At 57.1% G+C, this 14449-nt stretch carries 15 protein-coding genes; 8 read left to right on the top strand and 7 right to left on the bottom strand.

The genetic code is table 11. The features are described 5' to 3' along the window. The first annotated feature begins 142 nt into the window (after positions 1-142). The 4 genes from RUESEDTHA_RS13770 (at position 143) to RUESEDTHA_RS13755 (ending at position 3294) form a co-directional block, all read left to right on the top strand. Positions 143-1357, top strand: coding sequence for a GTP-binding protein (locus RUESEDTHA_RS13770; protein WP_180887364.1), 1215 nt, complete (start codon positions 143-145; stop codon positions 1355-1357). Next, positions 1354-1989, top strand: coding sequence for a DUF1826 domain-containing protein (locus tag RUESEDTHA_RS13765; protein WP_180887363.1), 636 nt, complete (start codon positions 1354-1356; stop codon positions 1987-1989). The genes RUESEDTHA_RS13770 and RUESEDTHA_RS13765 overlap by 4 nt, the downstream gene beginning before the upstream one ends. Beyond that, the gene (locus RUESEDTHA_RS13760; protein WP_180887362.1) at positions 1989-2246 is read left to right on the top strand and encodes a DUF6525 family protein; all 258 of its coding nucleotides are present in this window, start codon (positions 1989-1991) and stop codon (positions 2244-2246) included. Before RUESEDTHA_RS13765 ends, RUESEDTHA_RS13760 begins: the two co-directional genes overlap by 1 nt. 199 nt (positions 2247-2445) lie before the next feature. Beyond that, a complete protein-coding gene (locus RUESEDTHA_RS13755) occupies positions 2446-3294 on the top strand; it encodes a 1-acyl-sn-glycerol-3-phosphate acyltransferase (RefSeq protein ID WP_180887361.1) in 849 nt (282 codons plus the stop codon). Positions 3295-3316: 22 nt separating this feature from the next. Here RUESEDTHA_RS13755 and RUESEDTHA_RS13750 read toward each other — a convergent pair whose 3' ends face one another. Then, complete coding sequence (locus RUESEDTHA_RS13750) at positions 3317-3997, bottom strand: GntR family transcriptional regulator (RefSeq protein WP_180887360.1); 681 nt, start codon at positions 3995-3997, stop codon at positions 3317-3319. 110 nt (positions 3998-4107) lie between these two features. Between RUESEDTHA_RS13750 and RUESEDTHA_RS13745 the strand changes: the two genes are divergently transcribed. The 4 genes from RUESEDTHA_RS13745 (at position 4108) to RUESEDTHA_RS13730 (ending at position 8049) form a co-directional block, all read left to right on the top strand. Further along, positions 4108-5145: an AbrB family transcriptional regulator gene (locus tag RUESEDTHA_RS13745; RefSeq protein WP_180887502.1), complete on the top strand. Its 1038-nt coding sequence runs from the start codon at positions 4108-4110 to the stop codon at positions 5143-5145. 210 nt (positions 5146-5355) lie between these two features. Continuing rightward, positions 5356-6756 carry a selenium-binding protein SBP56-related protein gene (locus RUESEDTHA_RS13740; protein WP_180887359.1) on the top strand — a complete coding sequence of 467 codons (1401 nt, stop codon included), beginning with the start codon at positions 5356-5358 and terminating at the stop codon, positions 6754-6756. A 3-nt stretch (positions 6757-6759) separates the two neighbouring features. Beyond that, positions 6760-7419, top strand: coding sequence for a hypothetical protein (locus tag RUESEDTHA_RS13735; protein WP_180887358.1), 660 nt, complete (start codon positions 6760-6762; stop codon positions 7417-7419). A 324-nt stretch (positions 7420-7743) separates the two neighbouring features. Next, positions 7744-8049: a hypothetical protein gene (locus RUESEDTHA_RS13730; protein ID WP_180887357.1), complete on the top strand. Its 306-nt coding sequence runs from the start codon at positions 7744-7746 to the stop codon at positions 8047-8049. Positions 8050-8640: 591 nt separating this feature from the next. On the opposite strand, the gene RUESEDTHA_RS13725 is transcribed toward RUESEDTHA_RS13730, so the two are convergent. The 6 genes from RUESEDTHA_RS13725 to RUESEDTHA_RS13700 form a co-directional block, all read right to left on the bottom strand. Further along, on the bottom strand, positions 8641-9948 hold the full coding sequence (locus RUESEDTHA_RS13725) for a TRAP transporter large permease (protein WP_180887356.1): 1308 nt from the start codon (positions 9946-9948) through the stop codon (positions 8641-8643). Next, entirely contained in the window at positions 9948-10448 is a 501-nt protein-coding gene (locus tag RUESEDTHA_RS13720) for a TRAP transporter small permease (RefSeq protein WP_180887355.1), read from the bottom strand. Before RUESEDTHA_RS13720 ends, RUESEDTHA_RS13725 begins: the two co-directional genes overlap by 1 nt. Before the next feature lie 63 nt (positions 10449-10511). Continuing rightward, the gene (gene dctP, locus RUESEDTHA_RS13715) at positions 10512-11519 is read right to left on the bottom strand and encodes a TRAP transporter substrate-binding protein DctP (RefSeq protein ID WP_180887501.1); all 1008 of its coding nucleotides are present in this window, start codon (positions 11517-11519) and stop codon (positions 10512-10514) included. A gap of 98 nt (positions 11520-11617) precedes the next feature. Next, positions 11618-12229 carry a 3-isopropylmalate dehydratase small subunit gene (leuD, locus tag RUESEDTHA_RS13710; protein WP_180887354.1) on the bottom strand — a complete coding sequence of 204 codons (612 nt, stop codon included), beginning with the start codon at positions 12227-12229 and terminating at the stop codon, positions 11618-11620. Beyond that, positions 12229-13635, bottom strand: coding sequence for a 3-isopropylmalate dehydratase large subunit (gene leuC, locus RUESEDTHA_RS13705; protein WP_180887353.1), 1407 nt, complete (start codon positions 13633-13635; stop codon positions 12229-12231). Before leuC ends, leuD begins: the two co-directional genes overlap by 1 nt. Continuing rightward, positions 13632-14435: a GntR family transcriptional regulator gene (locus RUESEDTHA_RS13700; protein WP_171123847.1), complete on the bottom strand. Its 804-nt coding sequence runs from the start codon at positions 14433-14435 to the stop codon at positions 13632-13634. The genes leuC and RUESEDTHA_RS13700 overlap by 4 nt, the downstream gene beginning before the upstream one ends. Positions 14436-14449 lie beyond the last annotated feature (14 nt).

Genomic DNA, 14449 nt, shown 5'->3' with positions numbered 1-14449 from the left:
TCCACGAGGCGCATGTGGTTTACATCTCCATATTGTTACGTTATTACATTTCCTAACCTAAGTTACGACCTCCCACCCCACGCCAACATCTTGCGAACCCGTCGCCCCAAACCCACCACGAAAGAAGAAGTGTTTTTAAGCCATGACTGATACCCGCCTTCCCGTCACTGTCCTGTCCGGATTTCTTGGAGCTGGCAAAACAACTCTGCTGAACCGGGTTCTCAATAATCGCGAAGGCCGTCGTGTCGCCGTCATCGTTAATGATATGTCCGAAGTGAATATCGACGCTGATTTGGTTCGGGCCGAAACGGAGCTCAGCCGTACCGATGAAACTCTGGTTGAAATGTCAAATGGCTGTATCTGCTGCACCCTGCGCGATGATCTGCTGGCCGAGGTCCGGCGACTGGCTGCGGAAAGTCGGTTTGATTATCTCCTGATTGAGTCCACTGGTATCTCAGAGCCCCTGCCTGTCGCGGCGACTTTCGATTTCCGCGATGAAGACGGTGAAAGCCTGTCTGACGTGGCCCGCCTTGACACGATGGTCACCGTGGTTGACGCGGTGAATCTGCTTAACGACTACTCCAGCCACGACTTCCTTCATGATCGTGGTGAGACCCTTGGCGACGAGGATGATCGCACTCTGGTGCATCTACTAACCGACCAGATCGAATTTGCCGACGTTGTCATCCTGAACAAGGTTGCTGATGCCGGCCCGGAACGCACCGATGCAGCGCGCAAGATAATCCGTAGCCTAAATGCCGATGCAAAAATCATCGAAACAAACCAATCCGCAGTTTCCAGTGATGCCATTCTGGACACTGGCCTTTTCGATTTCGAAAAGGCGCATCAGCACCCCATGTGGGTCAAGGAGCTTTATGGTTTTGCCGACCACGTGCCGGAAACCGAAGAGTATGGCGTTTCGTCCTACGTCTTTCGCGCCAGACAACCCTTTGAGCCCGAGAAAATCCTCGCGCTGCTGAATGGTGATTTGCCCGGTGTGATCCGGGCAAAAGGTCATTTCTGGATTGCAACCCGCCCCGAGTGGGTTGCTGAATTTTCGCTTGCAGGCGCTCTGTCCAGCGTGAAGCCAATCGGAACTTGGTGGGCGTCCGTGCCCGATACAAGATGGCCTGATCACCCGTCAGTGCTTGACTACATCAAACAACACTGGGTCGAGCCTTGGGGCGATCGGCGGCAAGAGATTGTGTTTATCGGTGCAGGCATCGACTGGCCATCCCTCAAATCCCGTCTTGAATCCTGCCTGCTATCTCAGGCCGCTGCACCCGGGCCGGATGCCCTTCCATCTGACTTGCCTGACCCGTTTCCGCTGTGGCGCCGAGTGGAGGATGCCGCATGACCTATCATCGCACCGACCTGAACGGCGCAGCCGTCGGAGTGGGCGTATCGGATAAGCCGGACGGATTGGCCAAAATCGAAATGCCGGGGTGCGCGGCGACAATCTGGCGCCGTCAACTTGCGCCAGAATTTCAGGCATGGATCAACGCCCTGGACCCATCGCATCTGCCAAAAGCGCGGCTAGTCCTACGCCCTCAGGCCGTTCCGGACGCCCTGAGTCACTTGTGCAGCATGGCGGGGATGGACGAAGGCGCAGAACGCACTTGGTTAGAGGATGACATCTCAGACCTCGCCACGCGGTTTGCCGAGATGATGCGCGCGCCCTATCTTCGACTTCGCCTGGACGCGATCAACACCAATGCCTGCAGGAAGTTCCACATAGATGCCCTATACGCGCGCCTGATCTGCACCTATCGCGGGACAGGCACGCAATACGGTATGTCAAAGGATGGCCTTGACCCAGACCGCGTGTTTACCGTGGCAACCGGTGCCCCCATGGTTATGCGTGGCACGCTTTGGCCACAGAACCCTCCGTCAGGGTTACTGCATCGCTCGCCACCAATTGCGGGAACAGGTGAGACCCGCCTTGTTCTGGTGCTCGATCCCATTTTTGACATCGAGGAAGACGTCTGATGCCGCGAAATCTTGGCCAGACGAGACTGAGAAAGCGCCGCCGCGCCGAAAATCCGATGCGCGAGTTTGACCGCCTGCCTCCGGTCTTGCGTGCGTGGGTATCTCAGGCCGCGTTGCCTTGGCGTCCACGATCGGTCCTTCGCGCCTATCAAAATGCGCTGGCCCAAACAGGTGATCAAGGCCGCGCTCTGGAGGAACTGGGCCGCCTTGAAGCCTTGCAACTTGCCAAGGATAGCACAGGCGCAGCGACGGCCTGATACGTTTGGAGTTGACCCAACACGATCTGAAGACTTCCAAACCTGTCACCCCAGCCCCCATCAACACACGGTATCCAGAGTTGAACAGCCTGTAGCCTGTCGCAAGGTTGCGCAGTTAAACCGAATACGTGTAAGCGTCGTGATCACGACACTACTATGATTTGGGCGCGCCTTGGGCAACGACAAGAATGATAATCCGGTGGATGACTTACTGCGCGCCCGTCTGCGCATTCCAGTTGGAGCAGACTTTAGGTTAAGGGTCTTGCGGCACCTGATGGAGGGCGTTGACTGGATCAACCGCACCACGACTGGTCAGGCTTTCTTTGCCCTGAAAGAAACCGAAGAGATATTGTTGGAACTTGGTGAACGCACCGGGCCAGAGCTGGTGCGCGCGGTTTTGCAGATGAACCACGGAACCACGCTACGCGCACACGGGCTTGAGAATATTCCGACCCAAGGCGCGGTCGTTATCGCCTCGACCCATCCGATCGGGACCTTCGATTTTCTTGCCCATGCGGGGGCATTGCAGGACCATCGCGCGGACCTGAAGGTTGTCGCCGGGCGCGAAGCTGAACGGTTTTTGGGCCGAGACCTGATCGTTCCGGTGGATCTGGATCAAAAGGACAGGGTTTTGACGGCCCGACAGACCCTTGCCGGAATGTTGCAACACCTCAAGGAAGACGGCGCCCTGCTTGTGTTCGGGTCTGGCCGGGTTCCGTATTTGAATGATGGCCGTCTGGTCGAACCTCCCTGGAGGACCGGGGTAACCCGTGTTTCAGCAGAGACCGGGGCTCCAATCGTTCCCGCATCGGCAAACATGCGCAACTCTCGGCACTACTACCGGACGCGCCGTCTGGCTGGGGTCCTGAGTGGGGGCAACGACGAGTTCGGGCGCAAAGTCGCGTCTTTGCGATACGTGTCAGAGCTGATTGCCAAGCTTGGCGGCTCATATGATGTCTATTACGGCCCGGTTCAGCCAGCGGGCACCGCGCCCGACATTCTGAAAAGACTGTCCGAAGGGTTGGTTCCCGACCTCTATGTCCAATAGTGGCCCGATGCTTACCCGCACCTTATAAATCCCGGTCCTTTGCCCGGTCGCGCTCCTGCAGCGCGCGGATGCGCATTCGTTGCGCCGCCTGGATATGAGCACGCATTTCAGATTCTGCCGCAGCACCGTCGCGCGCCTTCAACGCGGCCATGATGCGCCGGTGTTCCGCCACGGCTGACGCGGCCCGTTCACTGTCCAAAAGCTGTGAGGGTCCCAGAATCAATAACGCCTTCTGCAAGGACAATGTGGATTTCGTCAGAAACCTGTTCTTTGCCGCATCCAACAACGTCGCGTGGAAAATCTTGTTGATCCGAACAGCGTCCGGCCCTGTGCCTGCCTCGGCAAGCCGGTCATTGAGAACGTCCAGCTCATCCAACTCAATGTCAGAGGCAGCCCGCGCAGCCAGTCGCGCCGCAGTCCCTTCAAGCACTGCGCGCATCTCATACAGCTCCATCACTTCGGCATAGTCGAGGCTGCGGACCGTCGCGCCCAGACGCGGAACATGCGTAACCAGCCCATCCGCCTCTAGCTGTCGGATCGCTTCCCGCACAGGGGTGCGGCTGACGCCCAGTCGTTCCGACAGCTCTATTTCGCGCAGACGATCCCCCGGCAGCAAAGCCCCTGCGCGAATTTCGTCCAGCAGGGACTGATAGGCGGAGCTGCCCTGCGGTCCGGGCTTAATCTGATCGTCCTGAATGCTCATAACGCCTATACTTGCATGTTGCGTCCAATTGTATACATATGGATACAAAGCGAGTCAATGCCGATGGAACACGAGAGTTGGCCAATCAAGACATTTTTCATTCACTGCTGATGAAGCGGTCCGTGACCGCTGGCCTTGCGGTTCTTGGCACAGGGGTCTTTTGGGTTTTGGGCCTGCCACTGCCGTTTTTGTTCGGCCCGATGACAGCTTGCCTGATGGCTGCTCTGGCCCGTGCGCCGATGGAAGGCTTCGGACAGGTTTCTGTTGCAGCGCGGACAATTCTGGGTGTTGCAGTCGGCGCGTCAATCACCCCCAGCCTGTTTGCCGAACTGCCCAAAATGGCGGCCTCGATCATGCTGATCCCGTTGTTCATCCTCCTGATCGCCCTGATTGGTGTGCCGTTCTTTCGCAAGCTATGGGGGTTTGACACCACAACCGCATTCTATGCCGCCATGCCCGGTGGCCTTCAGGACATGATCATTTTCGGCACCGAAGCCGGGGCCAACCCGCGTACCTTGTCCCTGATCCACGGGACGCGCGTTCTGATCATCGTGACGTTGGCCCCTATTTTTCTGACAGTTTTCTACGATGCGGACCTGACAAACCCCATTGGACAACCCGCCAGCGAGTTACCCATCCACGAGGTTCTGCTAATGGTTCTGGCAGCGGTTGTAGGCTGGAAAGGGGGTGAAAGGATTGGGTTGTTCGGCGCGTCCATTCTGGGCCCCATGATTTTGACAGCCGCGTTGTCGCTGGGCGATTTCATACACTCGCGCCCCCCGCGCGAGGCTATCTTGGCGGCGCAGTTCTTTATCGGCTGCACCATCGGGGTGAAATTCGTTGGCGTCACTTGGCGAGAGCTTCAGCGCGTTGTCGCCGCCGGATTCGCCTATGTCGTAGTGCTTGCGGTCTTGGCGGCAGGGTTCACAGCCATCGTTACCACTTTGGGTTTGGGGCGTCCGGTCGAAGCATTCCTTGCTTTCGCACCCGGCGGGCAGGCGGAAATGACGGTGCTGGCGATTGTATCAGGCGCGGATCTGGGGTTTGTCATCACGCACCACCTGACGCGAATTGTGCTGGTCATCATTGGCGCACCGATTGCCGCAAACCTAATCCTGCGACTGTCCAAACCGAAGGACCGCCCCTGATTAGTAATCGTTTCGCCTTGGGTCAGCACTTGGTTCAGTGGGTCTGCCGGATGCCGAGATTTGCCGGCTTAAACAACAAGCCAATTAACGGGGTCGGGCATTGGCCGCCGCCACAGATTTAACGAATCTCGATTATGTGGCATTCTCTGGATTGGGCGCTAAAGGCCAACCCATTTTGGCCATGCGCCCGCGCTTTGGGAGGAGCCAGATATGAACCTAAGACCTGATCCCACTTTTCACGCAACCCCTAAACTTGCGATGGAGGCTCCGGCGGAAACGCTGGCCTTTACATTGATGCTTAGTCCTGACGGTTCGCAACCAGATGGGTTAGCAGTTATCGACGTTGATCCGAATTCCAAAACCTACAGCAAGATTGTTCACAAACTCATTATGCCCAACAAAGGAGATGAGTTTCATCATTTCGGGTGGAACGCTTGCTCGTCTGCGCTGTCCCCCCTGACCGGGCACGCCTTTCTTGAGCGCAGGTACCTGATCATTCCCGGCATTCGATCCTCACGCATCTACGTGATCGACGTGAAAGAGCCGCTCAAGGCAAAAATCCACAAGATCATCGAACCCGAAGAGGTGTTTGCCAAGACAGGATATTCGCGCCCGCATACAATCCATTGCGGCCCCGAAGGTATCTATGTCTCGACGCTTGGGGGTGGTGGCAAAGACGGCACAGATGGACCACCCGGCATTTTCATCATGGATTGTGAAAGCTTCGAAATCCTCGGCAGATACGAGATGGACCGGGGTGAGCAAACCAAGCACTACGACTTCTGGTGGAACCTTCCGCGCGATTACATGGTGAGCTCGGAATGGGGCCTACCCCCGCAATTCGAAAACGGGATCGTGGCCGAGGATTTACTGTCCAACAAATACGGTCACAAAATCCACTTCTGGAACCTGCGCGAACGCCGCAACGTCCAGACCATCGACCTTGGCGAAAATCACCAGATGGCGCTGGAAATCCGGCCTGCGCATGATCCGGCAAAGGACTATGGGTTCTGCGGGGTCGTTGTGGATACGACCAACCTGCAGGGTTCAATCTTCACGTGGTGGCAAAAAGACGATGGCACGTTCGAGGCGAAGAAAACGATCACCATCGACCCCCGGCCAGAAAAGGCCGAAAACCTTCCACCCCTGTTGCAGGGGTTCGAGGCCGTGCCGCCATTGGTCACCGACATCGACCTGAGCCTGGATGACAAGTATCTTTACGTCGCGTGCTGGGGTCAGGGCGAAATGCACCAATATGATGTATCCGACCCAATGAAACCCAAACTGACTGGCAAGGTCGAGCTGGGCGGGATTGCGCGCGGGACGAAACACCCCAACGGCAAGGCTTTTGCCTATGGTCCACAGATGGTTGAGATCAGTCGTGACGGCAAGCGGGTCTACTGGACCAATTCGTTGTATTCGACATGGGACGACCAGTTCTACCCCGATGACGAGGGCGGCCAGATGGTGATGGCCAATGTCGGCGAAAATGGCGGTTTGGAGCTGGACAAAGACTTCTATGTCACGTTTCCAAAGGGGTATCGCAGCCACCAGATCCGTCTGGAAGGCGGCGATTGTTCAACTGATAGCTTCTGCTACCCGTCTGTCTGACACGTGGACGGATTAGATACGGCAGCAGCCCTTTGGTGGGCTGTTGTCGCCTCGGGCATATATCACGGGATCAACCCCGGTATGGGTTGGCCTCTGGCGGTGTCTGCGGCACTGATGGACAAAAGCGGTGGTAGTCTGTTCAAGGCGCTACTCGCCTTGGCGACCGGGCATCTTCTGGCGATGGCGGCCATCTTGTTTCCCTTTACAGCATTGCTGTTTCTGGCCGAGTGGCAGCGGGAAATCCAGATTGCCGCGTCGTGCCTTGTGATTGGCCTGGGCCTTTACCTGCTTTTCAATCGCCGGCACCCGCGCTTCCTTGCGCGTGTGCCTCCGACAAGGCTTGTGCTGTGGTCGTTTCTGGCTGCGATGGCGCACGGAGCGGGCCTGATGCTGGTTCCGATCTATCTGGGTATTTGCCGCACCGTCGCCACAAACGCAGGTCACGCAGCCGCGTCTGACCTGATGACCGGAAATGCCGGAATTGCCGTTGCTGTTGCCCTTGCCCACACCTTAGCCATGACCGTTTCCGGTGGCCTGCTTGCCTTTGGCGTCTATCATTGGCTGGGCCTCAGGTTTCTGTCGAAAAGCTGGTTCAATCTGGATCTGGTTTGGGCACTTAGCCTGATCCTAGTGGGGTCATTATCGCTGATATTCACCCACTAAGTTGCCCAACCTTTTGCAATTCAGCGATCTGGACTTGCTATGGTTCTCCGCGGAGATGAGCGAATACCCTGCCCTCTCGATGACCAAAAACGGATTTATGGCGTCTCGACCTGCGCGGGCTGAAAACACCGGACGCAGTTTCTACTTTGTCAGTTCAGCAGACGAACGGCTGAATTCGTAGTAGGCCGTATTTTGGAAACAAGCCCAAATTAACGGCTTTGGACAAAGCGCATCCTGAGGTAAGTTGTGACCAGTTGTAAGATTTTCGATTTTCGCGTTTTTTGGCCCTGTGCGTAACGCCTTGAGACAGACAGGATTTTTTGTTTGAAGCACAAATTCAAGATATTGGCAGGATTGGCGGTGCTGTCTTTCGTCTGCGCCTTTTTGTTTCAATTGCATCGTAACTTTACTGACCCAGAGCTGGCGCTGGGTACAAGATGCAAAATCCTGTGGCACGACGCAGGGTATCGGGTTCCGTTTCGCAGAACCGAAGAACGTCACATCAGCCACGAAGGATTCCTGATCAGCATCGGGCTACAAGATCCTTCGGGAACTGAATTGGATCCCGGTTTTTGCGCATATGATCCGTTCTCGGATACCCTGACACTGGTTGAGATGCGCAATGGCTAAGTTCCACGGGCGAACATCGTAGGATTCATTCGTTTTGGTTGACTAAGGGGGGGGCACCGCAACGGCTGTGAGTGCGTGGTACGTTAGCTGCGGGCCGCACCCCCTTATCCTGCCAAACTCCCCTCAGCAGACGATATCGCCACGCCATCCGGCAGGATTGCCGAATATGTGGCTGATGCCCGGCGATATGGCTTGCGCCCCGCCGCCAAATTCATTCGCAGTTTTGCCAACACCGGTGCGTATGGGCGCGGCGTGATTAGACGGGAACTCATAAAATTTTGGCGCAACCTCGCAAGCCTCAGGCGACCGCGCAGACCACTTAACAATAAGTGAAGTCACAAGCGCAAAGAGGAGTTCGAGATGAACAAAAGACCGTTGCTATCGTTGCTTACCGTCTTGGCAGTAACCGGCATCGCGTCAGCCACAGGGGGCCCCTTTGTCGGATTTTCAACATTTTTTGGCATCGTCCTGATAAGCTCCATCATCGTCGGTGGACGCGCTGATAAACGCAGCCTTGCGGCCCAACGCGCCTGACGACCCGACCAGAACTATACATCGCACGTTTGTGGCGGCTTACTGGTCGTGGCAGCCTCATAAGCTAGGCAAAAACAATGCCAAGCCGGGGAACGCGATCAGTAGAACCACCAACAGGATCGAGCAGAAAATAAACGGGAAAGCTGATGTATAGATTTCGCGCATTGTGGTACCCGGCGGCGCGACACCTTTCATCACAAACAGCAACAACCCGAATGGCGGGGTGGTAAAGCTGATCTCGAGCGAAAGCAACATGATCAGGCCGAACCAGATCGGATCGAACCCAAGCGTCTGCGCCAGCGGAAAGAAGATTGGCACGGTCAGCAACATGATCGAAATCTGCTCCATGAACATGCCAAGCAGCAGCAAGACAGCGAACATCACGGTCAGCATAGCCAATGGGGCAAGTTCAAATGCAATGGCCCAGTTCACCAATCCTCGTGACGCTCCGGAAAATGCCAAAAGCTGACTGAACGTGGCCGAGCCAAAGACAATCAGATAGGCCATCAGCGTGACCTTGAGGGCACCGATGACCGACTTTTTGATCGCTTCCCACGAGAGGCAGCGGAATATGGCGGCAAGGATCAACACGCCTAATGCGCCAAATGCTGCGGCCTCGGACGGTGTGACAAAGCCTTTAATCATCAAGATGATAATCACGACCATGACGCCGACCATCGGCACGACCTCAGTCATAAGCAGTTTCACGCGGTATGCCAAAGACATGGGCTCCACGTCGTAGGCCGGTGCCGCGGCGGGGTCCAACCGTGTTTGAAGCCAGATCGTACCAATATAAAAGAAGGCGAGTATCAGACCCGGAATGACGCCCGCGATCAGCAAGGCCGCCACGTCTATCTGTGCGAGCGTGGCCAGAAGAACGGCAAGCGCCGAAGGCGGTATGATGATCGCCAAGCCACCCGTTCCCAATATTGGCCCAATGCTCATATACGACTTGTAACCGCGGCGGTTCATTTCAGGCACCATCAGCGACCCCAAAAGCGCGGTTGAGCCCATTGACGACCCCGACAACGTGGAAAACGCGGTGCCGCCCAGAACCGTTACATAGCTCAGCCGCCCCGGCAGTCGGCCCAGCAGCTTGTCTATCGCGCTGAACATGCGCCCACCTAACCCGGTGTGAAAGAAGATCTCTCCCATCAACAGAAACAGCGGGATTGGCATCAGCGCATATTTGGTCAACGCGCCCAGCCCGTTGTTGAGCAGTTGCGTAACCCCCCGTTCACCCCCCATGAAAATCCAGGCGCCCAGAATGTTGGCCGCAAGAAACGCCAGCGCAACAGGCATTCCAATGGCCATCAGGAACACTATTGACCCAAGCAGCAGGGCAAGCGCTTCGTACCATTCCATTATTCGTGTATCCCTGCTTCTCCGCTGTGCATCAGCTCGGGTCCGAAGACAAAGCGCGAAAATTCAACCGCCATCATTCCAAACGAAAGCGGAAAGGCGATCGTCAGCATCCATCGGGGGAAATAGTAAGCGCGGGTGTCATAGTCCCCGCGTTCGATATTCGTCAGGACCAAGTCGGCCCCTTGCCAGGCAAGGATGAGGCAGACCAGAACACAGGCGGCAGCCACCGAACGGCTGACAATCCGGCGCAAGCCAATCGGCAGCGCCGCTGTCACCAGTTCGATGTGGACATGGCCCTTTTCCCGCACCAGCCAGGGCGCACCCAGCATAGTCATATATAAAAGCCCGTATTCGGCAGACGTAAACAACCACGCAAAAGGTTGCAGCCCGGCATTTCGCATCAGAACTGACGTGATGACGGATAGCATCAGCCAAACCAGCAAAAGACCAGCGATTAAGGCCATGCCAAACAGCACTGCGTCATAGACCCTTTTCATCATCCCGCCTGCTTTGCCCCAGAAAAGTTATAGGCCCGTCCAACCAGAACGGGCCTGTCTTTGGACTTAGTTTGCAGCGTCGAGATCGTAGAACAGCTCGATCAGGCGGTCATAGTTATCGGTGCCGCCGGGCTGTTCGGCCATCAGACCTTTCATACGTTCCCACGTCTTTTCGCGGGCCGCTGCAAGGTATTTTGCCTTTGCTTCCCCTTCCAGACTGACAACTGTCATTCCCGCCGCATCAAGGGCCGCAAAGTCTTCGTCGCGTTTGCTGCGCAGGGCTTCAACACTGTCTTTTTCGTGTTGGATCGCGACGTCTTGCAGGATCGTGCGCGCCTCTTCAGACAACGAGTTCCAGCGGTCAAGGTTCACGATGACGCCAAGATCGGTCGAGAAGAAGCATGGCTCGATACGGAAGTTCAGGAACTCGTTCCATTTCAGGTCAATCAGGCCAATCTGGGTCCAGCCCGTCGCATCAACAACACCACGTTGCAGCGCCGAGTAAACCTCGCCGGTTGGCAGGTCGATCACCTGTGCACCAAGGTAGTTGGTGAAAAAGGCGTTGTAGACGTTGTTGCCGCGCAGCTTCAGCCCTTCGACTTCCAGATTGCCGTCGGCATCAAAGCTGGGTTCGTTACGAGTCCAAAGGTTGTAGCAGACGCCGCTGTCGAACCAGCCAAGGTACTTCAGGCCCATTTTGTCCTGATGAATTTGGTCGATCAGTTCTGTTCCGCCATTTTCGCGGGTTTCAATAGCGGTCAGGTTCGAGGCGACCATCGCGTCTTTCTCGGGCAGCGCGCCACCATAGAACGAGCCTGGCGTATATACCATGTCGACGACACCGTCGCGAACCGCATCGGGTTGTTGGAACATGCCAATGGCTTCCGGACCGCCGCGCACGTCTATCTGGATGACTCCTTTGCCCGCTTCGTTAACTTTGTCGACAAAGTCCAGAAAGCTTTGGGTGTAAATCAGCGTTTCGGGAAAGGCGTGAACGGCCGAGATGGTTTCTTCGGCTTTGGCCGTTCCGGCGACGATTACGGCCCCTGCCAACAGGGCAGCCAATGAGTTCATTTTCATAAGTCTTCCTCCACTTGTTGAAGGGGCATTTTTTGGTCTCACCCCATTTCAGGCCGCTTGGCCCGTATTGCGCCGTCTTCACGCGACGTGTCCTAATTCGGTTTGTTCGGCCACGCCCAAGGGGCGGCCTTGTTGCGGTTTTTCCTATGCGCGCCGATTGCCTGCATATGCTGCCGGGTCAGGTCGATGTCGTCCCAGCCGTTGATCAGTTTCACACGCCATCCTTCGTCCAGCTCAAAGGTCACCGTGATGTCCCCAAGGGTCAGTCGGCTTTCGGGCAAATCAATCGAAACCTGGGCCGGGGCATCCTTCAACGCGTGCTGTAGCTGCATCACCTTCTGGGCATCGACCTGCGCAGGCAGCAGGCCGTTGTTGATCGCATTGTTGGCGAAGATGTCACCGAAACTGGGCGCGATAACCGCGCGAATGCCCGCATCGACCAGCGCATAAACCGCAGCCTCACGCGACGATCCACTGCCAAAGTTATGGCCGGCGACCAGAATACTGATCCCTTCGTGACGGTTCAGCGGAAAATCTGCCGTCAGTTGTTCATCATCGTCCCGCCGCATGTCGTGCAGCAGATACTGGCCATATCCCTCGCTGCGTGGGGCCGACATGAAACGCGCCGGGATCAATTGATCCGTGTCGATATTGTCGATCGCCAGCGCCAAGGCGTGCCCCTTTTGTGTGCTCCAACCAGCCATTATGCCGCCCTGCCCTGAATAAGCGGCCTGACATCTGTGATTGTGCCCGTTACGGCCGCTGCAGCGACCATCGCCGGCGACATCAGGTGCGTTCGTGCTCCACGTCCCTGACGCCCGCGGAAATTGCGGTTGGTCGACGATGCGCAGCGCTTACCCTCGGCCACGACGTCGCCATTCATGCCAACGCACATCGAACAACCCGACGCGGTCCACTCCAACCCGGCATCTTGGAAAATCCTGTCCAACCCTTCGGCTTCGGCCTGCGCCTTGACCCGTTCCGATCCGGGCACAACCAGCCCCGGTACGCGCGCCCGGCGCCCAGACAAAACCAAAGCAGCCTCGCGAAGGTCTTCAATGCGTCCATTCGTACACGAGCCAATAAAAACCTGATCCACCGGGATACCGTCCAACGGTTGCCCTGGTGCCAATCCCATGTAATCCAATGCTTCACGCGCCAAGTTTGACTTGGCTGGATCGACGGGGTCCGGAGCGGGAATATTGGCCGTTATGGGCAGGGCCTGCTCTGGGCTGGTGCCCCAAGTGACAGTTGGCGAAATGTCAGCCGCGCTCAGGGTGATATCGCGGTCAAAAACAGCCCCTTTATCCGTGACAAGACCGCGCCACACCTGTCGCGCGCTTTGCAGGTCTGCGCCCGAGGGCGCGTATTCGCGTCCTTCAAGATAGGCAAACGTGACCTCATCCGGCGCAACCATGCCAAACCGCGCCCCGCCTTCGATTGAGAGGTTGCACAGCGTCATGCGCCCCTCCATCGACAGATCCCGGATCGTTTGCCCCGCGTATTCAATCGCATGACCCTGCGCGCCGCCGCTGCCCAGTTGCGCGATCCAGTTCAGGGCTATGTCCTTGGCCGTAACCCCAAACCCCAAACGACCTTCGACGTTGATGCGCATCGCCTTGGGTTTACGCTGCCAGACCGTCTGCGTCGCCAGCACATGCGCAACCTCGGTCGCCCCGATCCCGAACGCCAGCGCGCCAAATGCCCCGTGAGTTGATGTGTGGCTGTCCCCGCAATTGATAAGCAGTCCGGGCAAAGTCAGGCCCAACTCGGGCCCAATCACGTGAACGATGCCTTGCGACGGGTCGCTCAGATCAAAAATCCTGAGGGTATGAGCCGACGCATTGTTTCGCAGGGTTTCGATCATCCGGGCAATCTTTGGATCGGCAATCCGTTCCCGGCTTCGTATGGGCGCGTAATGATCTGCCACCGCGAAGGTGAGGGCCGTTTCAGCCACAGGCAGGCCGCGCTCGGCCAGCTTGGCAAAGGCATGATGCGACCCTTCATGTACAAAGTGTCGATCCACCCAAAGCAGCGACACGCCATCCTCGCGCCTCAGTACCTCATGCGAGGCCCAGAGTTTGTCGAGCATGGTGCGCGGTGCGTTCACTTCCCGACCTCCTCGCTGCGTCCGATCGCAGGTTCCCAGTGCCGGGCCGAACCGGTTCCCACGCGCGCCAAGGGCATCTCGAGCCGAAACATGTCAGAGCGATAGAGGCCGGAAAGATATTCGACCCCATTGCCTTCGACGTCCCGAACGATCCGCTTGAGCGACAGCAGAGCCGAGCCGACAGCGATGCCCAATGCGTCGGCCACATCAGGCCCCGCCAAAGTTGCGGAAACGGTCTGATGCGCTTCCTCGATCTGTACGCCGCTGCGTTCCAGCAGTTTGAAAAGCGGAGTCGTGGCGAGGTCACTTTCCGAATAATTCTGTGCAATCGAGGCGGGCACGTAGGTCGTCAGATGTGAAAACGGCACATCATCGGTCAGGCGCACGCGCGTAGCGATCTGCACCTGCTGGTCACTCGGCAGCCCCATGGCCGATGCCACCACCTCCGGCGCCTTGCCGTATGAAAAGGACAAAAGCCGCGCGGTGGTGCTGTGCCCCATTTCAACCAGTTGCGGCATCAGCGTGTTGAAGTCCATCGCAGCAGGTGCCCCGAGGGTGGATTGGCCCGAAACCCGGGTGCCGCTACCTGCCTGACGTTCGATCAGACCATTTCGAGAAAGTGCGTCCAGCGCCCGCCGAATTGTGACACGCGAGACCCCGAACTTTTCAGCCAACCGCTGTTCACCGGGCAAAGTTTCCCCTGACGCAAGCTGCCCTTCGGTGATCTGATCATGCAGATGCAGATAGACGCGTTGCGCCTTGGTCCCGTCCGGAAGATTGGCCGCGTTGATCTTGTTCACCCGATGATTCCCCT

Source organism: Ruegeria sp. THAF57 (genome assembly GCF_903914075.1).
In the GTDB taxonomy this organism is placed as follows: Bacteria; Pseudomonadota; Alphaproteobacteria; order Rhodobacterales; family Rhodobacteraceae; genus Ruegeria.
The sequence above is the reverse complement of the archived record's forward strand: the minus strand, read 5'-3'. Positions and strand labels throughout refer to the sequence as shown.

Excerpts from the sequence above, each read along its gene's own strand:
- RUESEDTHA_RS13770 (WP_180887364.1), top strand. The coding sequence starts at position 143 with ATGACTGATACCCGCCTTCCCGTCACTGTCCTGTCCGGATTTCTTGGA.
- RUESEDTHA_RS13765 (WP_180887363.1), top strand. The coding sequence starts at position 1,354 with ATGACCTATCATCGCACCGACCTGAACGGCGCAGCCGTCGGAGTGGGC.
- RUESEDTHA_RS13760 (WP_180887362.1), top strand. The coding sequence starts at position 1,989 with ATGCCGCGAAATCTTGGCCAGACGAGACTGAGAAAGCGCCGCCGCGCC.
- RUESEDTHA_RS13750 (WP_180887360.1), bottom strand. The coding sequence starts at position 3,997 with ATGAGCATTCAGGACGATCAGATTAAGCCCGGACCGCAGGGCAGCTCC.
- RUESEDTHA_RS13745 (WP_180887502.1), top strand. The coding sequence starts at position 4,108 with ATGAAGCGGTCCGTGACCGCTGGCCTTGCGGTTCTTGGCACAGGGGTC.
- RUESEDTHA_RS13740 (WP_180887359.1), top strand. The coding sequence starts at position 5,356 with ATGAACCTAAGACCTGATCCCACTTTTCACGCAACCCCTAAACTTGCG.
- RUESEDTHA_RS13725 (WP_180887356.1), bottom strand. The coding sequence starts at position 9,948 with ATGGAATGGTACGAAGCGCTTGCCCTGCTGCTTGGGTCAATAGTGTTC.
- RUESEDTHA_RS13720 (WP_180887355.1), bottom strand. The coding sequence starts at position 10,448 with ATGATGAAAAGGGTCTATGACGCAGTGCTGTTTGGCATGGCCTTAATC.
- dctP (WP_180887501.1), bottom strand. The coding sequence starts at position 11,519 with ATGAACTCATTGGCTGCCCTGTTGGCAGGGGCCGTAATCGTCGCCGGA.
- leuD (WP_180887354.1), bottom strand. The coding sequence starts at position 12,229 with ATGGCTGGTTGGAGCACACAAAAGGGGCACGCCTTGGCGCTGGCGATC.